The sequence below is a fragment of the Micromonospora sp. NPDC047074 genome (assembly GCF_040643815.1).
Classification (GTDB): Bacteria; Actinomycetota; Actinomycetes; order Mycobacteriales; family Micromonosporaceae; genus Micromonospora.
In genome coordinates, this window is sequence record NZ_JBEYVB010000005.1 from 83,766 (window position 1) to 104,340 (window position 20,575).

Annotated in this window: 11 protein-coding genes; 6 read left to right on the top strand and 5 right to left on the bottom strand. The window is 75.2% G+C overall.

Annotation, left to right across the window (positions count from 1 at the left end; all coding sequences use genetic code 11):
- Nucleotides 1-36: 36 nt before the first annotated feature.
- Nucleotides 37-1,200 carry an LLM class flavin-dependent oxidoreductase gene (locus ABZ809_RS10340; RefSeq protein WP_357562167.1) on the bottom strand — a complete coding sequence of 388 codons (1,164 nt, stop codon included), beginning with the start codon at nucleotides 1,198-1,200 and terminating at the stop codon, nucleotides 37-39.
- Between the two features lie 189 nt (nucleotides 1,201-1,389).
- Between ABZ809_RS10340 and ABZ809_RS10345 the strand changes: the two genes are divergently transcribed.
- The 4 genes from ABZ809_RS10345 to ABZ809_RS10360 all read left to right on the top strand — a co-directional run bounded on the left by ABZ809_RS10345 (nucleotide 1,390) and on the right by ABZ809_RS10360 (nucleotide 4,602).
- On the top strand, nucleotides 1,390-2,373 hold the full coding sequence (locus ABZ809_RS10345) for an aliphatic sulfonate ABC transporter substrate-binding protein (RefSeq protein WP_357562168.1): 984 nt from the start codon (nucleotides 1,390-1,392) through the stop codon (nucleotides 2,371-2,373).
- Entirely contained in the window at nucleotides 2,370-3,206 is an 837-nt protein-coding gene (locus ABZ809_RS10350; RefSeq protein WP_357562169.1) for an ABC transporter permease subunit, read from the top strand. Before ABZ809_RS10345 ends, ABZ809_RS10350 begins: the two co-directional genes overlap by 4 nt.
- Entirely contained in the window at nucleotides 3,179-3,910 is a 732-nt protein-coding gene (locus ABZ809_RS10355; RefSeq protein WP_357562170.1) for an ABC transporter ATP-binding protein, read from the top strand. The genes ABZ809_RS10350 and ABZ809_RS10355 overlap by 28 nt, the downstream gene beginning before the upstream one ends.
- A gap of 350 nt (nucleotides 3,911-4,260) precedes the next feature.
- Entirely contained in the window at nucleotides 4,261-4,602 is a 342-nt protein-coding gene (locus ABZ809_RS10360) for an MmcQ/YjbR family DNA-binding protein (RefSeq protein ID WP_357562171.1), read from the top strand.
- Between the two features lie 21 nt (nucleotides 4,603-4,623).
- Here ABZ809_RS10360 and ABZ809_RS10365 read toward each other — a convergent pair whose 3' ends face one another.
- From ABZ809_RS10365 to ABZ809_RS10380, 4 genes are all read right to left on the bottom strand, one after another.
- Nucleotides 4,624-5,256 carry a hypothetical protein gene (locus ABZ809_RS10365; RefSeq protein WP_357562172.1) on the bottom strand — a complete coding sequence of 211 codons (633 nt, stop codon included), beginning with the start codon at nucleotides 5,254-5,256 and terminating at the stop codon, nucleotides 4,624-4,626.
- A gap of 80 nt (nucleotides 5,257-5,336) precedes the next feature.
- A complete protein-coding gene (locus ABZ809_RS10370; RefSeq protein ID WP_357562173.1) occupies nucleotides 5,337-6,368 on the bottom strand; it encodes an MBL fold metallo-hydrolase in 1,032 nt (343 codons plus the stop codon).
- An 85-nt stretch (nucleotides 6,369-6,453) separates the two neighbouring features.
- Nucleotides 6,454-17,547 carry a MupA/Atu3671 family FMN-dependent luciferase-like monooxygenase gene (locus tag ABZ809_RS10375; RefSeq protein WP_357562174.1) on the bottom strand — a complete coding sequence of 3,698 codons (11,094 nt, stop codon included), beginning with the start codon at nucleotides 17,545-17,547 and terminating at the stop codon, nucleotides 6,454-6,456.
- Entirely contained in the window at nucleotides 17,544-18,803 is a 1,260-nt protein-coding gene (locus tag ABZ809_RS10380) for an MFS transporter (RefSeq protein ID WP_357562175.1), read from the bottom strand. The genes ABZ809_RS10375 and ABZ809_RS10380 overlap by 4 nt, the downstream gene beginning before the upstream one ends.
- Before the next feature lie 247 nt (nucleotides 18,804-19,050).
- On the opposite strand from ABZ809_RS10380, the gene ABZ809_RS10385 reads away from it, so the two are divergent.
- Nucleotides 19,051-19,623, top strand: coding sequence for a hypothetical protein (locus ABZ809_RS10385; protein WP_357562176.1), 573 nt, complete (start codon nucleotides 19,051-19,053; stop codon nucleotides 19,621-19,623).
- A 151-nt stretch (nucleotides 19,624-19,774) separates the two neighbouring features.
- Nucleotides 19,775-20,575 carry a crotonase/enoyl-CoA hydratase family protein gene (locus ABZ809_RS10390; protein WP_357562177.1) on the top strand — a complete coding sequence of 267 codons (801 nt, stop codon included), beginning with the start codon at nucleotides 19,775-19,777 and terminating at the stop codon, nucleotides 20,573-20,575.

The following is a 20,575-nucleotide window of genomic DNA, read 5'->3' on the forward strand; positions in this document are numbered from 1 at the left end:
GGCGCCGGGCCGGCCACGCCACCGAGGGCGGGTTCGTCACCGGGCGCCGACCGGGGTCGGGACGAACGGCAGGTGGCTCGGCTCCACGGGCTGGGTGTCGCCCGCCGGGTGCCGCCACAGCCCCCGCGCGCGCAGGATCGGCAGCACGCCCTCGCCGAACCAGTACGCCTCCTCCAGGTGCGGGTGGCCGGAGAGGATGAACTCGTCCAGGCCGAGCGCGTGGTACTCGGCGATCCGGTCGGCCACCTCCGTGTGGCTGCCCACCAGGGCGGTGCCGGCGCCGCCCCGGACCAGCCCGAACCCGGCCCAGAGGTTGGGCGCGACCTCCAGCCCGTCGCGGGAGCCGCCGTGCAGGTCGAGCATCCGGCGCTGTCCCTCGGACTCGCTGCCACGCAGCCCCGCCTGGGCCGCCCGGAGGTCGTCCTCGGCGATGCCGTCGAGCAGGCGGCGGGCCTGCGCCCAGGCCTCCTCGGCGGTGTCCCGGGTGATGACGTGCAGCCGGATGCCGAAGCGCAGCTCGCGGCCGGCGTCGGCGGCGAGCGCCCGCACCCGGTCCAGTTTGCCGGCCACCTGGGCCGGCGGCTCACCCCAGGTCAGGTAGACGTCGCTGTGCCGCACCGCCACCGGCAGGGCGGCGGCGGAGGAGCCACCGAAGTAGATCGGCGGGACCGGGTCGGGCAGCCGGTTCAGCCGGCCCTGCTCGACCCGCAGGTGTTCGCCGGCGTGGTCGACGGTCTCGCCGCGCCACAGCGCCCGCACGATGTGCAGGAACTCGTCGGTGCGCGCGTACCGGGCGTCCTTGTCCAGGAAGTCGCCGTAGGCGCGCTGCTCCTGCGACTCGCCGCCGGTGACGATGTTGACCATCAGCCGGCCGCCGGAGAGCCGCTGGAACGTCGAGGCCATCTGCGCCGCGAGGGCGGGCGAGAGCAGGCCGGGCCGGAAGGCGACCAGGAACTTCAGCCGCTCGGTCACCTCGGTGAGCATGGCGGTGCTCAGCCAGGCATCCTCGCACCAGGCGCCGGTCGGCGTCAGCGCACCGACGAAGCCGAGCTGCTCGGCACTCCGCGCGATCTGCCCGAGATAGCCGACCGTCGCCGGACGGGCACCACCGGCGGTGCCGATCGGCACGCCGTGGCCCCCGCCCACGATGTCCCGGCTGTCGCCGTAGGTGGGCAGGAACCAGTGGAAGTTGAGGGCCATCTCGGTCTTTCCTCCAGTGCGCGGCGCGACGGGTGGCGGTGGGGCGCACGGCGGCGGCCGGGCACCTCCTGAGGGGTGGGACGATTCCGCCGACAGACTACCCATAAAACCTACCGGGTTAGTAGGCTACTGCCCCGTCGATGCCTGTCGAAGCGATCACATCCCCTGGTCCACCCCGTAGGAGTTGTCATGCGTACCCCGAAAACGGCCCTCCCCCGCCGACGCCGCCTGGCGACGGCCCTGCTCACCGCCGTGGCACTGGTCGCGGCCGGCGGCGTCAGCGCCTGCGGCGACGGATCCGCGACGGCCGGCGACGGCGAGAAGCGTCCACTCCGGATCGGCTACCAGCGCTTCGGCGGGTTGAGCCTGGTGAAGGCGCGCAACGCCGCCCCCGACGTCGAGTGGTCGCTGTTCGAGAGCGGCCCGGCGCTGACCGAGGCGCTCAAGGCCGGCTCCATCGACATCGGGCAGGTCGGCGAGGCACCGCCCGTCTTCGCGGCGGCGGGCAAGATCCCGTTCTCCGTCATCGGCACCTCCGCGCCCGTCCCCCAGGGCGAGGCGGTGCTGGTCAAGGACGACAGCGGCTACCGCAGCTTCGCCGACCTGCGGGGCAGGACGGTCGCCCTCAACAAGGGCTCCAACGTGCACTGGCTGCTCGTCCGGCTGCTGGAGGCGAACAAGATGACGTTGAAGGACATCAACGTCAAGTACCTCAAGCCCGCCGAGGGGCGGCCCGCGTTCGACAACGGACAGGTCGACGCCTGGATCATCTGGGACCCGTACTTCGCCCTGGCCGAGCAGCCCGGGGTCCGGGTGCTCGCCGACGCCACCGGCCTCGCCAGCAACCGGGAGTACGTCCTGGCCGCTCCGGACGCCGTGCAGAACCGCGCGGACGACATCCGGGCCTTCCTTCGCACGTACCGGACGGTGACGGACTGGGGCATCGCCAACCCCGCCGAGCGGGCGCGCACGCTCGCGCCGGAACTGAAGATCGCGGAGGACATCACCAGCCGCGCCCTGGATCGCAGCGCCAAGCCGCTCGCCCCGGTCACCCCCGCCGTCGGCGACGAACTCCAGGCGATCGCGGACGGCTTCGTCGCGCTGGAACTCGTCCCCGGGCCGGTCGACATCCGGGCCCGCGTCGACAGCCGGTTCAACGAGGTGTTCCAGTGAGTCGTACGACGCTGGCCGACGCCCCGGACCCGGTCACGGCGACCGCCCCGGCGCGGCCCCGGCGGCCCGCACGGCCGGCCCGGCGGTGGCGCCGGCTCGCCAGCCCGGTGCTGCTGGTGCTCTGCTGGGAGCTGGCCGCCCGGACCGGGCTGCTCGCGCCGGAGAAGCTGCCGGCGCCCAGCGACGTGCTGGCCACCGGATGGCGGCTGGCCCGCGACGGGACACTGGCCGTCCACCTGGTCGACTCGCTCACCCGCGCCGGCGTCGGCCTGCTCGTCGGCGGCGGCCTCGCCCTGTTCCTCGGCACCGTGGCGGGGCTGCTCCGCCTCGGCGACGACCTCGTCGACCCCCCGGTGCAGATGGCCCGGATGCTCCCGCACCTGGGCCTGGTGCCGCTGCTGATCATCTGGGTCGGCATCGGCGAGTCGCTCAAGATCAGCCTGGTGGCCCTCGGCGCGTTCTTCCCGATCTACTTCAACACCTACGCCGGCATCCGGGACATCGACGAACGCCTCGTCGAGGCGGCCCGGACCTGCGGGCTCGGGCAGGCGGCCCGGCTGCGCCACGTGGTGCTGCCCGGCGCGCTGCCCGCCCTCTTCCTCGGCCTGCGGCTGGCGATCGGGGCGGCCTGGCTCAGCCTGGTCGTCGGCGAGCAGGTCAACGCCCAGACCGGGATCGGCTTCCTGATGATGGAGGCCCGCGAGTTCAGCCAGACGGACGTGGTCGTGCTCGGCCTGCTGATCTACGCGCTGCTCGGGCTGGCGTCCGACCTCGCGCTGCGCGTCGTGGAGAGGAGGACGCTGACATGGCGTCGCGGACTGCGGGCGACCTGACCGGCACGGCGCCGGTGCTGACCGCCCGCGCGGTACACCGGGCGTTCGGCCCGACGGTCGTGCTGGCCGGCGTGGACCTGACCATCTCACCCGGCGAGGTGGTGGCCCTGCTCGGCGGCAGCGGCTCCGGCAAGAGCACGCTGCTGCGGATCCTCGCCGGGCTGGACGGCGAGGCCACCGGCGAGACCGCCGTACGCGGCCCGGCCGCCGTGGTGTTCCAGGAGCACCGGCTGCTGCCCTGGAAGCGGGTCGCGGAGAACGTCGGGCTCGGCCTGTCCGGCGCCGACACCGACCAGCGGATCGATCGGGCCCTGACCGAGGTGGGGCTGGCCGACCGGCGCCGGGCGTGGCCGGCCGAGTTGTCCGGCGGCCAGGCCCAACGGGTCGCCGTCGCCCGCGCGCTGGTCCGCGAGCCCGACCTGCTGCTGCTCGACGAGCCGTTCGGTGCCCTCGACGCGCTCACCCGGCTGCGGATGCAGGGGCTGCTGCGCCGGTTGCGGGCCGAGCACGGCTTCGCCGCCCTGCTGGTCACCCACGACGTGGACGAGGCGCTGCTGCTCGCCGACCGGATCCTGCTTCTCGATGCGGGCGTCATCGCCGAGGAACTCCCCGTCGACCTGGGCAACGGCCGTACGCCGGACGATCCGGCCTTCGGCACGCTGCGCCGGCACCTGCTCGACCGCCTGGGCGTCCCCACCACCTGAGCGTCCCGGGGGCGGCGCGCCGCGCCGCTCCCGGCCCGACCGCCCCCGCCCGGATCCCCCGTTGATCATGGAGTTAGCGGCAGTGGAGGTGATCATCTTCACCGCCAACCTCATGATCGACGAAGGTCCGGGCGGCGATGGAGCGAGCCCGGCGGGGCGGTCGGTCAGGCCGTCGGACGCGGGCCCGGACAGAGCTGCGAGGCGACCCGCATCAGGTCGACGACCCGACGCGAGGTGAGCAGCTGACCGGGCGACATGACGACAAATCTCCTACTGGATAGATAGGAATACAAGACCCCTGCCCCGCGCCCGACCGGGGGTTGTCGGTGGGCTGCGCTACCGTGCCGTGCATGGTGACCGTGGCCGATGTCCGCGCGCTGGCCCGGACGCTGCCCCGCAGCAGCGAGCACCTCGTCCGCGACCGGGTGAAGTTCCGGGTCGGCTCCATCGTCTACGTCGCCTTCTCCCGCGACGAGCAGACGATGGGCTTCGGCTACCCGAAGGAGCAGCGGGCCGGGCTGGTCGCCGCCGAGCCGGAGCTGTTCTTCCTGCCCGGCGCGTCCGACCTGCGGTTCAACTGGGTGTGCTGCCACCTGGCCCGGCTCGACGCCGAGCAGATGACCGAGCTGGTGACGGAGGCGTGGCGGATGGTGGTGCCGAAGTTCCTGGCCCGGCAGCGGCTGGGCGACTGACGGCCACCCGCCGCGGCAACCTCAGACCGGCCGGGCGTACGCCAGCGGCAGCGGTGCCGGCTGGCCGTCCCACGTGCCGGTCAGCGTCGCGCCGGTCGCCCGGTGGCCGCCGTCGAGGCAACGGACGACGGCCAGTTCCACGGTGTCCGTGACGATGAGCGTGGGGTCGTCCTGCACCACACGACGGACGGCGCCGACCGCCGGCACGCTGGTGCCCCGGGCGCCGCTGCCGGTGACGGTCATCGACGGCTCGCGGTGTTCCCGTCGGCCGTCGACCTCGAAGAACACCTCCGCCTGCCCGGCGTCGGCGAGCACGGCGGCGGCGAGCGCCGCGGCGTAGACGGGGTCCCCGCACGCGTCGTACACCCAGCGCCGGCCGAGGACGGAGTGCTCGCTGGTGCCGACGAGCCAGTCGTCGGCGCCGTCGAGGGGCGCACCACGGTAGGTCAGCGGCACCTGGTGGACGGGCCCGTCACCGGCCCGCACGAGCATCGTCTCCACGCCGACGGCGCCGGCCGGATCGTCGAACCGGTAGGCCGCCACGCTCTCGACGTCGGCATTCGCCGGCCCCCGGTACCACGGCCGGCCGGGCAGCCAGGCCGCCAGGAGCTCGAACTTCGTGGGGTGCAGTTTCGCCCGGTGCAACAACGCCATACGCCGCATCGTAGGCGGCCGGCCCGCCGCGCTCACCACCCGACTGCCGGAGCCGACCGCAGACGACGCAAAGACGCTGGTCACGCGGTGGCGTAGCAGCGCAGCCCGTCGACGTCGGTGCGGGTCAGGCGGCCCTGCGCGGCCAGCAGGTCCAGGTGCGCCGCCGTCTCGGTGACGGCGAGCATCGTGTTGAACGGGTCGAGTTCGCCCAGCCGACGTTCCCGCCGGGTCCAGCGCAACTGCCCGGCGACCTCGTACGCCGACCGGGCACCACGGGCGACGGCGGCCTCCGTCTGGTCGAGCCGTGCCCCGTGGTGCGCGACGAGTTCGTCCACGCGCGCGTGGACGCTCTCGGTCACCGCCCCGTGCGCCGGCAGCAGCCGCGCGTCCGGCCGCTGCCGGACCAGCGCGAGCGACCCGAGGAAGTCGCCCAGCGGGTTCGCCGAGAGGGTGGCCTCGAAGCCGATCGAGGGCGTGATGGTGGGCAGCACGTGGTCACCGGCGAAGAGCAGGCGCTCGGCCGTGTCGTGGAAGACGACGTGGCCCCGGGTGTGGCCCGGCGTCTCGACGACGTCCAGGACGCGGTCTCCGTGCCGGACCCGCTGGCCGTCCTGGAACCAGTCGTCGGGCAGTTCCCAGTAGTCGGCGGGCCGCCGCGCCCCGATCAGGCCGGCCAGCGTGTCGGCCAGGTCACCGGCGCCCAGCAGCCGCAGGTGGCCGAGCTGCTCGGCGAGCGGGTTGCGGTCCGGCGCCATGGACGCCTCCAGGCTCGCGCGCTCGCCGGCGCCGAGGCTGACGCGCATGCCGAACTCCCGGCGCAGGTGCACGGCCTGCGTGTAGTGGTCGCGGTGGACGTGCGTCACGAGGAAGCGGCGCACGTCGGAGACCGAGGCGTCCAGCTCCTTCAGGGCCGCGTCGAGCGTGGCCCGCGCCTCGGCGATCGCCCAGCCCGAGTCGACGAGCACGAGACCGTCGTCGGCACGCAGGACGTACACGTTCACGGCCCGCAGGCCGTCGTTGGGCAACGGCAACGGCACGCGGTGGACGCCGGGGGCGACCTCGAACGCTCCGGGTGCGGTCCAGTCGTCGCGGCTGCCGGCGTCCGAGGTCATGGCCCGACCATAGTTCCTGCTCATCTCCGCCCCGCCGGCCCCGCCGGGTGGCTTCCGTCACGCCGGCGCGGCGGACCGGGCCCCGTCAGCCGGCCGCCCGGCCCGGCTCTGCGTCGGTGGCCGCGGCGAGGATGGCCACGAACCGGTCGCACCAGGCCGCCACCGTCGCCTCGTCGAACAGGTCCGTGGCGTACTCCACCACGCCGCGCAGGCCGCCCTCGTACGGGGTGACGACCGTGGAGTAGTCCCGGCGGGCGCAGCCGAGCCCCTGGTCGGTGGTGTGCGTCACGAGCCCCGGCAGCCGCACCTGGGGCACCGCGGGGTTCCAGCCGAACAGCGTCGTGGCGACCGGTGGTGGCCGGCCGACCCGCCAGCCCGGGTCGAGGGCCGCGTACACGTCCGCCAGGGCTGCCGGCTGGTGCCGGATCGCGTCGAGGAACGCCTGGTCCAGAGCGGCCGCCAGCTCCGGCAGGGGCACCGCCGGGTCCACCGGGAAGCGCAGCAGCAGAGGGCTGGTGAACAGGCCCACGACCGACTCGTACTTCCGGTCGTCGCGGTGGGCGTACGGGCAGGCCAGCACGATGTCGCGGATGCCGGTGAGTTCGTTGACGAGCAGCGCGTACCCGCTGGCCAGCAGCGGGAAGAGCGTCGTGCCGCAGCGCTCGGCGAGGCCGGCCAGGCGGTCGGTCAGCTCGCCGGGGATGTCGAAGGTGAACTCGCTGCCCCGACGGGACGGTCGCGCCGGCCGGGGGCGGTCGGTCGGGAGCGGCACCGATCGGGGCGCTCCGGCGAGGTGCTCCCGCCAGTACCGTTCGACGGCCGGCGTCATGGCGGCCGCCCGTTGCCGGCGCGCGTGGTCGACGTAGCGTGCCGTGGGCGCGGCGGGCGGGGTGCCCGCTCCCGCCTCGGCGGCGTAGCCACGCCCCAGCTCGTCGAGCAGTTGCAGCATCGACCAGCCGTCACCGCACAGGTGGTGCACGACGAGCATCAGCACCCACGAGTCGTCGCCCAGGCGCGCCAGCCGGGCCCGCAGCCAGGGGCCGGTGTCGTCCGGGAAGGGCTCGCGGCCGGTCCGCACACACCACCGCTCGACCTCGTCGGCGGCGAGATCGCACACCGGCAGCGTCCCCGGCCGGTCCGCGAGCACCTCCTGGACCAGTTCCCCGTCCCGCTCCACCAGGCGGGTGCGTACCGCCTCGTGCCGGGTGACCAGACCACCCACGGCCCGTTCCAGGGCCGGCACGTCGAGCCGGCCGGCGAGGGTCAGCCGTACCGCCATGTGCACCGACGGCGGATCGGGCGCCTGCCGCTGGCGATGCCACATCAGCTCCTGCTGGTGGGTCGCCGGCGCCCGGTCCACGACCTCGGCGCCGCCGCCGACGACCAGGTCCTGGGCCATCGCCCGGATGCCCGGGCTGCGCAGCACCCGGTGCGCCCCGACCCGCACGCCGAGCACGTCCGTCAGCCGGTTGGCCAGGCGTACGGCCGCCAGGGAGTGACCGCCCGCGGCGAAGAACCCGACGTCCACGGGAAGGCGGGCCACCCCGATCTCGGCGCACCAGGCGTCGTGGACGAGTTGCTCCGCCGGGGTGCGGGGCCGCTCGTCCGCGTCGGGCGCGGCGGGCGCGGGCAGCCGCGCCGGGTCCACCTTGCCGTTGTCCGTGGTGGGCAGGGCCTCCAGGAACACCCAGGCGCGCGGCACGAGGTGGGCGGGCAGGCGGTCGGCCAGCATGGCGGCCAGCCGTTCGGCGCGGCCCGCGGCCGGCCCGCCGTCGTCGTGCGCCACGACGTACGCGGCGAGGTAGGGCTCGTCGCCCCGGTCGTGCCGGGCGACGACGGTGGCCTGGCGCACCCCGGGCAGCAGGGCGAGTGCCGCCGCCGACTCCCCCGGCTCGGTCCGCTGACCGGCGATCTTGACCTGGTCGTCCACCCGGCCGACGAACTCGAGGGTGCCGTCGCCGCGTTCCCGGACCAGGTCCCCGGTGCGGTAGACGCGCGCGCCCGGCAGGTCCGGGTCGGGCAGGAAGGCGGCGGCCGTCGCGGCGGGCTGGCCGAGGTAGCCGCGGGCCACGCCGGCCCCACCGACGTACAGCTCCCCGACCGCGCCCCGGGGTACCGGCACGCCCGCGCCGTCCAGCAGGCGCAGCCGGCGGTTGTCGACCGGGGTGCCGATGTCGATCGGCCCGGCGGCGTCGACCCGCACCGGGCCCGCCGTGGTGACGATGCTGCCCTCGGTCGGACCGTAGGCGTTGATCACCTCGGCCGGGAACCCGACGGGTGGCCGGCGCCGGAGCTGGCTGCCGCCCACGACGAGGGTGCGCGGGGCGCGGGCGGGCAGCGCGGTCGCGAAGACCAGCTCGGCGAGCGGTGCCGGCAGGAAGGCCACCGTGACGCCGGCGCGGGACCACTCCGCGACGAGGGCCGCGGGGTCGGCCCGCGCCTCCTCGGGTACGAGATGCACCGTCGCGCCGGCGGCGAGCGCCGGATGGATCTCGGCGAGGTTCGCGTCGAAGCCGAGGCCGAGCGCGTGGCCGACGGTGTCGGCCCCGGTGAGCGCGAGGGCCCGCACGTGCCAGCTCACGGCGTCGACGGCGGCCCGGTGCGGCACCAGGACACCCTTCGGGCGGCCGGTCGAGCCGGACGTGTGGACGCACCACGCCACCTGTTCCGCCGTCGGCACCCGGGTCGGTGCCGGCAGGTCCGCCTCGGCCGGGTCCTCGACCCACAGGCATGCCGCTCCCGCCGGTGCGTCGACGTCCCGCGCGGTGACCAGCAGCCGGGCGTCGCTGTCGGCGAGCAGGGCGGCCAGCCGGGCGGCGGGAAGCCGCGGATCGAGGGGGAGGAACCCGGCGCCCGCGATCAGCACGGCGAGCTGCGCGGCGACCAGTTCCGGCCGGCGCGGCAGGAGCACCGCGACGAGGTCGTCGGGCCCGACGCCGGCGGCGGCGATCCGGCGGGCGAGCAGGTCGGCCCGCTCCCGCAGCTCCCGGTACGTCCACCGGGTCGTCCCGCCCACCACCGCGACGGCGTCCGGCGTGCGGGCCGCCTGCCGCAGGAACAGCTCGTGCAGCCGGTCGTCGCCGGTGGCCGTCCGGGGCCCGTCCAGGCGACCGGCCTGGTCGTCGACCTGTGCCGCCAGGCGGGACAGCGGCTCGTCGGGCCGCCGGGTGGCCCGGTCCAGCAGCCGCCCGACGTGGTCCAGGAAGCGGCTCACCGCCGCCCGGTCGAACACGTCGGTGCGGTACTCGACGTGGCAGCGCACGGTGTCGCCGTGCGACAGGTGGACGACCAGGTCGACGGGCGACCTGGCCAGCCCCACCGGGAGCGGCTCGGCGGTGACCCCCGGCAGGTCGAACCGGAACGCCGGGTCACCGCGCTCGTACTCCACCACCACGTCGAAGAGCGGGTGGCGGCCGGCCTCCCGGTTCGGGGTGAGCGCGCCGACGAGGTCGTCGAAGGCGACCGCGTGTTCGTACGCGTCCACCGCGCCCCGCTGGATCCGGGCCAGCAGGTCCCGGAAGCTCGGGTCGCCGGTGAGGTCCAGCCGCAGCGGCACGGTGTCGACGAAGAACCCGATCAGCTCCTCGGAATCCTCGTCGCGGCCGCTCATGCCGGTGCCGACCACCAGGTCCGGTTGGCCGCTCAGCCGGGACAGCGCCAGCCCGATCGCCCCGAGCAGGACGGTGAACGAGGTGACGCGCTCGGCGCGACCGAGCTGCCCGACGCGTTCGGTCAGCTCCGCCGGGAACTCCGTGAGGACGCTCTCGCCGGCCGCCGACACGGTGGCCGGCCGGGGCCGGTCCGAGGGCAGGACGAGGGTCGGCGGCAGCGGATCGAGCAGGTCGAGCCAGTACCCCAGGCGCCTGTCGACGTCCTCGCGGGCGGCCCGGGCCCGCGCCCTGGCCAGCTCCGGGTAGGTGACCGCCAGCGGGGGCAGCTCGGCCGACGTGCCGGTGCACCGTGCCCGGTAGTACGCGCCCACCTCGCGGGTCAGGACCCCGTACGAGCCGCCGTCGGTGGCCAGGTGGTGGAACGACATCACCAGGACGTGGTGGGTCGGGGAGAAGCGCAGCAGCTCGAAGGCGAAGACCGGGCCCTCGGCGAGGTCGAACACCCGGCTGCTCTCCCGGGCCATCGCCGCCCGCACCACGGCGTCCTCGTCGCCCCCGGGGTGGTCCCGGACCGGCAGGTCCACCGCCGTCGTCGGGTGGACGACCTGGCAGGGTTCCCCGTCGACCTCGCGGTAGGTCGTCCGCAGGGGCGCGTGCCGGTCGACGACGTCCCGCAACGCCCCGCGCAGCGCCACCGGGTCGAGCACGCCGCGCAGCCGCACGGAGATTCCCTCCGTGTAGGCGGGAGTCCCCGGGTACGCCTGCTCGACCAGCCACAGCCGCCGCTGGCCGGGCGTCAGCGGCGCGGTCTCGCTCACCGTCGCCGCGGCGGCCTCGACGGCTCCCGGTGCGGGCGTCCCGGCGGCCCCCGGTGCGGGCGTCCCGGCGGCCCCCGGCTCCGGTGCCCCGGTGGCCTTCGCGGCGGGCGTCCCGGCGGCCGCCGGTGCGACGGTCCGGGCCGGCCGACGGGGCGTCGCGCGCCGCAGCGCGTCGATGACCGGCAGACCGTCCCGGACGGCCTGTGCCGGCAGGCCGAAGTCGACGAAACAGGCGATCTCGTCGGCGCCGGCGGCGAGCACCGCGTCGAGCACCGGCCGGCAGCTCTCCGGCGAGCCGATCAGGGCGCGCTGCGCGCAGTACCGCTCGTAGGCGCGGGACAGCACGAAGCGGACGTCCTCGTCGGGGGTGTCGGCGAGGTCGATGTTCATGCCCAGGCTGTTGACGACCTGGCCGAGCAGGCTGAACGAGGAACGCAGGTAGGCGCAGAACGGCTCGAACGCCGTGGCCCGCGCCTGCGCGGCGTCGTCGCCGAGGTACGTGTGCAGCAGCACCACCACCCGCCCACCGGCGGGATCGAGGCCGTGTTCGGCACGGGTACGCCGGTACAGCGCGACGTTCTCGGCCAGCCGGTCGACGTCCTGCGTCATCAGGTTCGTCACCACTCCGAGGCCACGGCGGGCGGCCTCGACGTAGCTGTCCGGGTTGCCGACGATGGCCGTGAAGGTCGGCGGTTCCGCCTGCACCGGGCGGGGGAACAGGCGGACGTCGACGTCCTCCCCGCTGCCCGACCGCGCGGTGACCGCCTCGCCGCGCCACAGCCGCCGTACGGTCTCCAGGTTGTCGTACATCACCTGCTTGCGCTGGCCGTAGTTGTCCGGGTGGAAGACGAAGTCGTTGGCGTGCCAGCCGGGCGCGCACCCGAGCCCGACCCGGCCACCGGAGAGGTTGTCCACCATGGACCATTCCTCGGCGACCCGGACGGGATGGTGCAGCGGCAGCACCACCGAGCCGGCGTTGAGCCGCAGCCGGCGGGTCCGGGTCGCGAGGGCGGCGGCGAGCACGGACGGGTTGGGAAAGAGCCCGCCGAACGAGTGGAAGTGCCGCTCGGGCAGCCACACCGCGTGGAAGCCGTGGGCGTCGGCGAACTCGGCGGCCTCGATGATGGCCCCGTAGGCGTCGTCCCGGGCCCGGTCCGGGTAGTCGCCGAAGAAGTACAGACTGAAGTCGACGGTCTCCGGGGTGCTGGCGACCAGCGCGGCCGGTGCCGCTGGTGCGACCGGCCCCGGCCGCACCGCCGGAGCGGAGCCGGCCGGCACGCCGGTGCCGGCGCCGGTGCTGACGGTGCCGGTGCTGACGGCGGTGGTGCCGGTGGTGGTGCCGGTGGTGGTGCCGGTGGTGGCGGTGCCGGTGCCGGCGAGGAGCGCGAGCTGCTCCCGCATCAGGTCGAGCTGGCGGTGCACGATCGTGACGAGGTCGGCCGGCACGTCCCGGGCGGCACCGGCCGGGTCGACCGGTGCCGGCGGACTGGACGTGACGGGGACCGTCGCGGACCCGCCGGGGGCCGCCACAGGCGGGACGGGCACCGCTGCGGGCGGAACGGAGGGCGACGCGGGCGGGACGGGGGCCGCCGCGACCGGCACGGCGGCGGGCGGCTCGGCCGAGGCGACGTCACCGGCCGGGGCGCCGCGGGTCACCAGCTCGGCGAGCCGGCGGGGGGTGTCGACGGCGGCGAACAGGTCCCGGACCGGCACCCGTACCCCGAACTCGTGGTCGACCTGCCGGGACATGCTGATCAGCAGCAGCGAGTCGGCACCGAGGCCGAGAAACGTCTCGTCCGGCTCGACCTCTGCCACGGCCAGGCCGAGCCGGTCGGCGGTGAGGGCTCGGATGCGCGCCAGCACCGGTCCGGCCTCCGTGGCGTCCCGGGACGCCGCCGACGCGGCAGGCACCACCGACGCGGCAGGCAACACCGACGCGGCAGGCAACACCGACGCGGCGGGCAGCACCGGCGCGGCAGGCACGGCGGGCGCAGTCGGCACAGCGAGCGCCACCGGCGCGGCGGGCGCGGCGGGCGCGGCAGCCCAGAAGCGACGGCGCTGGAACGGGTAGGCCGGCAGCGGTACCGCCCGTCCGGCGCAGTCGGCGGTGAGCGCGGCCCAGTCGACCGGGACGCCCGCCACGTGCAGCTCGGCGACGGCCCGCCAGAGCCCGTCGACCGGTCGGGTGTCACGGCGCCGCGACGGCACCCAGCGCAGGCCGGCCGGGCCGGTGCGGGCGATGCCGGTCAGCGTCCCGTCCGCGCCCGCCTCGACGACCGATCGGATCCCCCGCGCGGCGAGGGTGTCCACGGCCGTGGCCCAGGCGACCGGCTCCCGCGCCTGCCGGCACAGGTGGTCGGCGTCCGGCAGCCAGCCGGGCGGGCGTACCCGGCCGTCCAGGGTGCTGACCAGGGGCAGTCGGGTGGGCATGAACCGCACGTCGCCGGTCGCCTGGCGGAGCCGGTCGAGCACCGCGTCCACCGCCGCCGAGTGGAACGCCCGGTCGACCGGGACCGGGCGGGTCGCCACGCCGCACCGTCCGGCGACCCGGGCGAGGGCCGCCACGGCCTCGGGAGAGCCGGCGACCACGTGGTGTTCCACCCCGTTGCGGGCGGCGATCTCCACCGTCGACCCGCTCGTCAGGTCCTCGACGGTCTCCTCGTCGGCCAGCACCGCGAGCATCGCGCCCGGGGGCAGCGTGTCCCGCAGGAGCCGACCCCGGTGCGCGGCCAGCCCGACCGCGTCGGTCAGCGACAGCGCGCCGGCCACCACCAGGGCGGCGTACTCCCCGACGCTGTGCCCGAGGACCACGTCCGGCGTGAGCCCCCACGACCGCCACAACTCGGCGTACGCCATCGCGGTGACCACCAGCGCCGGCTGGGCCACGTCCGTCGGGCGGACCCCGGGCTGCTCCCGCAGTCGGGCGACGAGGTCGCCGCCGGTCGCCCTGCGGTACGCGGCGGCTCCCTCGTCCAGCACGGCCCGCGCGACCGGGAACCGGTCGGCGAGATCGAGGATGACGCACTCCCGGCCGCCCTGCCCGGGAAAGGCCAGGGCGACCGGGGTGACCTCCGCCGACCCCACCCGGCCGGCCAGGACGTCGCGCGCCGCGCCCGACGTGACGTACTGGTCGAGGCTGTCGGCCAGGGCGGCGGCGGAGGTGCCGAGCGCGACCAGGCGGTGCCGGAGGTGTCGCCTGCGCCGCCCGGCGCTCGTGACCAGGTCGGCGAGCGGGAGTGCGTGGTCCTTGCGGAGCAGGTCGCGGTAGGCGGTCGCCAGTTCCAGCAGCGCCGACGGGTCGGCCGCCGACAGGGGCAGCAGCCCCGGCGCGGGGCGCGCCGACGCTGCGGGCGCTGACGGCTCCGGCGGCTCCTCGACGATCACGTGGGCGTTGGTGCCACCCACGCCGAGCGCACTGACCGCCGCCCGACGCGGCCGCAGCCCGGCCGGCCAGTCCGTGCTCCGGGTGGCCACGGTGAAGGGCCCTTCGGCGAGGTCGGTCGCCGGATTCGGTCGGGTGAAGTTGATCTGTGGGGTGACCTGGCCGGAGCGCACGGTCAGGATCGCCTTGACCAGGCCGGCCATGCCCGCACAGCTGTCCAGGTGCCCGATGTTCGCCTTGACCGAGCCGAGGAAGGGCCGGCCGGCGGCGTACACCTCGGCGAGGGCGTGGTGCTCCACCGGGTCGCCCAGGGCCGTGCCCGTGCCGTGCGCCTCGACGTACCCGACCGACCCGGCCGGGATCCGCGCGGCGGCCAGCGCCCGCCGGGCGACGTCGACCTGGCCGGCCACCCCGGGCGCGGTGAAGCCCACCTTGCCGGCGCCGTCGTTGTTCACGGCCGAGCCGAGGATCACCGCGTGGACGTGGTCGCCGTCGGCGAGGGCCCGGTCGAGCGGCTTGAGCACCACGGCGGCGACGCCGTTGCCGCCCACCGTGCCGTCCGCGTCGGCGTCGAACGGCCGGCACCGCCCGCTCGCCGACAGGATCGATCCCGGGGTGTACCGGTAGCCCGTCACCTGCGGCACGTGCACCGCCACGGCGCCGGCGACGGCCTGGTCGACCTCGCCGTCGAGGAGGGCGCGCACCGCCAGGTGCACCGCCACCAGCGAGGTCGAGCAGGCGTTCTGCACGTTGATCGCCGGCCCGGTCAGTCCCAGCCGGTACGCCACCCGGGTGGCCAGGAAGTCCGGTTGGTTGCCGAGCGCGACGCCGATGGACTCGGCCGGGTCGGCGGAGCCGGCCGCCGGGCGGAGGTGGTGGCGGAGGTAGGTGTGCTCCGGGTACAGGTTCATGCCGCTGCCGGCGTACAGGCCGGTCCGCAGGCCCGGGCCGTCGCCCGGGTGCCCGGCGTCCTCCAACGCGTGGTGGCAGGTTTCCAGGAACAGCCGGTGCTGCGGGTCGAGAAGCTCCGCCTCCCGGGCGCTGATCGAGAAGAAGCCGGCGTCGAAGGCGGCGATGTCGTCGTCCAGGACGCCACTGGCCGCGACGAAGTCGGGGGCGTCGACCCTGTCCTGCGGGGTTCCCGCCGCGAGGAGTTCGGCCGGCGTGAAGGAGCGGACGCTCTCCACCCCGGCCGACAGGTTCGCCCAGTAGTCCTCGACGGTGCGCGCGCCGGGGAACCGGACCGCCATGCCGATCACCGCGATCCGCCGGTCCCGGGCCGGTCCGCCGGTGGGCTCCGCTGCCGGCGCGGCCGCCGGGGCCGCGAGGTGTGCGCTGAGCGCGTCGACCGTCGGGTGGGCGAACAGCGCCGGCTGCGGAATGCGGCGGCCCAGCGCCCGCTCCAGGCCGGCCCGGAGGCGGACGATCTCGACCGAGCCGACGCCGAGTTCGTAGAACGGCCGCGCCGGATCGACGGGACCGCCGGTCAGGTCGGTGAGCAGCGCCGTCAGCAGGGCACGCACCTCGGCCCTGCCAGGTGGACCCGACTGGGCCGGCAGAGCCGACGAGGCCGGGGCGTCGGCCGTCCCCCGACCGCCGCGCGGCGGTCGCGACGACCGGTCGGCCAGGAACCGGCGGACCAGCTCCGCGCGCTGGATCTTCCCGCCGGTGGTACGCGGGAACTCCTCCTCGGCGACCGCCAGCACCCGCGCGGGCGCGACCTGCCAGCGGCGGGCCACCACGGCGCCGACGGCCGTGGCCACCTCGTCCGGTGCCGCGTCGGCCTCGCCGTCGGGCACGTAGTAGATCACCAGCGACTCGGTGCCGGTGCGGTCGTCCGGTACGCCCACGGCGGCCACCAGCCCGCGCCGCACCCCGGTCACCTCACCCGCGGCCTGCTCGACCTCGTGGCAGGGCAGGTTGTGCCCGTTGAGGATGATCATCTCCTTGGCGCGGCCGGTGATGGTCGTCCGGCCGTCCCGCATGAAGGCGAGGTCGCCGGTCTCCAGCCAGCCGTCGCCGTCGGGAAAGGCCAGCCGGGTCGCCTCCGGCTCGGCGAGGTACCCGGGCGTGACCCGCGCGGAGCGCACCTGGAGCCGGCCGACCCGCCCTTCGGGGAGCAGCGCTCCGGCGGCGTCGACGATCCGCAGGGTGGCGCCGGGCGCGGGTGGTCCCACGGAGAGGAACTCGGTGACGTCGTCCGGGTCGTCGTCGTCCGTGGCGTACGCCAGCTCGCCGGCCAGGCTGGCCGTCCGGATCCGCAGCCGGGTGCCGGGCTCGGTGAACGAGGCGAAGGTGATCCCGGTGCAGGTCTCCGACATGCCCCAGGCCGGCGTCATGGCCTCCGCCGGCACCCCGGTGGCCGCGACGAACGCCTCGAAGGTCTCCGGCAGGCACTGCTCCCCGCCGCTGACCATGCGGCGCACCCCGCCGAGGTCCCACCGCCGCCCGGGGTCGCGGGCGACCGCGTCGGCCACCAGCCGCAGGCCGAAGTTCGGTGCCCAGCTGTGCGTGACCCGGTGCCGCCGCATCAGCTCCAGCCACCGCGGCGGGTCGTCGAGCACCCGCTCGGTGGCGACGTGGACGGAGGTGGCGCCCAGGAAGACGCCGCCGAGGTGGTAGAGGAGCAGCCCGGCGGAGTGGTCCAGCGGCAGCCAGTTGAGCAGGACGTCCGCCGGGCCGATGTCGAGCATCTCCCGCGCGCCGACGGCGTACTCCGAGAGCCCCCGGTGCGTCAACGGGATCACCTTCGGCCGGCCCGTGCTGCCCGAGGAGAGTTGCAGCAGCGCCACCGCCGCCGGATCGGTGACCGACGGGTCGTCCGCCGCGGCCGGATCGACGTCGGGACCGGCGGGCCGGCCCGCACCGGCCGGTTCGGTCAGCTCCGGCACCGCGACCACCCAGTCCCGCAGCTCCAACCGAGCCAGTGCGTCGAGATCCTCCGGTCCGGCCAGGACCACGGGCTCGCCCAGCACCCGCCAGGCGTGCACGAGGGCGGCGTCGGTGGGGTTGTCCGCGTCGTATCCGGTGGGCGCGGCGGCGGTGAGCGGCACGATCCCGCCGAGTACGCAGCCCCAGAACGTCGGCCAGTACCGCTCGCCGGAGGTGATCCGCAGGATGACGTACGAACCCCGGCGCAGGCCGTGCGCCCGCAGCCCGGACAGCACCGCGCGGGCCCGGGCGAGCAGTTCCGGGTGGGCGAGGAACGTCTCGTGGCCGTCGGGATCCACGACCCGGATGCCCGCGTGCGGAAAGTCCCGGGCCGCCCGCACCAGCGCCTCGTCCAGGGTGCGGGGATGGTCGGCGGCACCGGGGAGGTCCCCGCCGTAGCTCAGGGCGGGACGTTCGGCGGACGGAGCGGCCTTCACGGTGCCACCTCGGCTTCCTGCGTGGACTGTCGGGACGGGCGGTGCGCCGGTGGCCGGGCGTGGCGGACGAGGAAGGCACCGGCGGCGACGAGCGCCAGGCCGTGCGCCAGGGCGACCACCGCGAGAGGCGCCAGACGGTCGAGCGCGAAGGCGCTGAGGATCATGCCGATGCCGAACCCGGCGTTCTGCGCCGCGCTGGCCAGGCCGGCGAGCTGCGGCAGTCGGGACGGCTCCACCGCCTGCAACCGGGTGGTGTAGCTGATCTCGGCGTAGCCGTCCGCCATGCCGGCGCCCAGCGCCAGGAGGACCAGCAGCCAGATCGGCGGCCCGGTGAAGGCGAGCACGAACAGCAGCGACATCGCGCAGGTGGCGACGCCGAAGGCCGCCGGCGACCCCGGGTGGCCAGCCGTGGCGGCCCGGCGGGCGTACCACCGGCCGGCGGCGAGACTACCGATCGCCCAGGGCGTGGTGAACAGGGCGGCGAACGCGGCGGGGGTGTCCGGCCAGGCCAGGCTCGCGTACACCGGGAGCCCCACGTTGTGCGAGGCGGACCCGAACGCGTCGACGGACCGCACCGCGACCATGGCCAGCACCAGCGCGCCGACCGGTGGCAGGAGGCGGCCCAGCCCGGCCCCGCGCGGCCGAGGGCCCTGCGCCCCCTGGCCGGCGGGGCGGGTCACCGCACGCCAGCCGCGGACGGCGCACAGCAGCAGGGCGGAGACGGCGTACGAGGTCGCGTCGAGCAGGAACGCGGTGTGGTAGCCGAACAGGGTCACGAGGATCCCCGCGCTGCCGAAGCCCAGCAGCATGGCCACCGACCGGGCCGCCACCAGGTTCGCGTTGGCCCGCGCCAGGTTCTCCGGCCCGACCAGGTGGGGCAGGCCGCTGCGCAGCGCGACCGTCCACAGGGTCTGGCTGCCGCCGAGGACCACGGCGAGCGCGTGCAGCACCGTCGGCTGCGCGGCGGAGGGCGTCGCGACCAGCAGCACGAGCGAGCCGGCCGCCAGCAGGTCGCCGCCGACCATGAGCCGGACCCGCGCGTACCGGCCGACCAGCATGCCGGCGACCGGCCCCATCACGAAACCGGCGCACAGGCGGACCGCCATGAAGATCCCGGTGTACGCGGCGGAGCCCGTGATCTCCAACGTGAACAGCCCCAACGCCACCATGTTCAGGAAGCTGCCGTACGTCGAGACGGCGTGCGCGGCGATGACGAGGCGGAGCGGACGTGCCGAGGATCCCTCAGTTGATCGCACGTCTCGAGATCCGCTCCCGGTCACGGTCGTTAGTGGACGGCCGATCATGCCATCGCGGCGCAAGGCATTCCAACATCTCGAACCGTCGCGGCACCGCACCCGGGGCTCCCTGCCGCCGCTTCCGGGCGCCCGCAGGTCCCGTCGGCGCAGGCCGAAGGTCCCGCCGGGTGTGGTCCGCCGGCACTGCTGCCACCGGCCGCCAGCGGAGTGCAATGGAGTCGGAAAGAGAAGTGAAGGGAGAGGCGAGATGACCGCCATGGCCGAGCGTCCGACCGTCAACCGCATCGACAGCACCACCCGCCGGGAGGCCGTCGCCCCGGTCGAGACCCGACGGGAGAAGGCCACCCGCTACACCCTCGCCGGCCTGCGTCTCGCCCTCGGCTGGACGTTCCTCTGGGCCTTCCTCGACAAGCTGTTCGGCCTGGGCCACGAGACCGAGGCCGCGAAGGCCTGGGTCAACGGGGGCAGCCCCACCAAGGGCTTCCTCGGCAACGCGGTCGCCGGCCCCTTCGCCGACGTCTACAAGTCGTTCGCCGGTGCCGCCTGGGCCGACTGGCTCTTCATGATCGGCCTTGCCGCCATCGGCACCGCCCTCATCCTGGGTGTCGGCATGCGGATCGCGGCGGCGGCGGGTGCGCTGCTCCTCGTGCTGATGTGGACCGCCGTGCTGCCTCCGGAGAACAACCCCTTCATGGACGACCACCTCATCTACGCCGGCATCCTCGCGGTCCTCGCCTTCACCGCAGCGGGCGACACGCTCGGCCTCGGCAGGTGGTGGGCGCGTCTGCCGCTCGTGCGGCGCCTCCCCTTCCTCAGGTAACCGGAACGTGAGATGTAAGGAAGGGTCCCTTCCTATCGCGTACGCGATAGGAAGGGACCCTTCCTTACATCTCGACCCCGCCGTTGCCGGCCGGGTCGGCGTGTGATTGGTTCGGGGCAGGCCAGATCAGCAGCACACCGAGGAGACATGCGTGGACGACCCGGTTCTCGTGGAGCGGGACGGTCCCGTCGAGACGTGGACGATCAACCTGCCGGAGGCCCGCAACCCGATCTCGGGCGACGACGTGATCGACGCGTTGGTCGCCCGGGTCGACGCGGTCAACGCCGACCGGGCGGTCCGGGCGGTCATCCTCACCGGCGCCGGCAGCGCCTTCTCGGCAGGCGGCAACGTCAAGGACATGGCGGACCGGGTCGGCCTCTTCGGCGGCGCCCCGCACGAGCTGCGCGACGGCTACCGGCGCGGCATCCAGCGCATCCCCCGGGCCATGTACGCGTGCGACGTACCGCTGATCGCGGCCGTGAACGGGGCGGCGGTCGGCGCCGGCTGCGACCTGGCGCTCATGTGCGACCTGCGGATCGCCTCGGAGCGGGCGTTCTTCGCGGAGAGCTTCGTCAAGCTCGGCATCATCCCCGGCGACGGCGGCGCCTGGCTGCTGCCCCGCGCCGTCGGTGCCGCCCGGGCCGCCGAGATGGCGCTGACCGGGGACCGGGTGGACGCCGCGACCGCCCTGGAGTGGGGGCTGGTCTCCAGGGTCGTGCCGCACGACGAGTTGCTGGCCGAGGCGCGCCGGCTGGCCGACCGGGTGGCGGCCAACCCGCCGCACGCCGTACGGATGGCCAAGAAGCTGCTGCGCGAGGCCCAGCACCAGAGCCTCGACAGCATCCTGGAGCTGTCCGCCGCGATGCAGGCACTGGCGCACCAGACCCGGGACCACGACGAGGCCGTACGGGCCTTCCTCGACCGGCGCGATCCGCACTTCACCGGGGAGTGA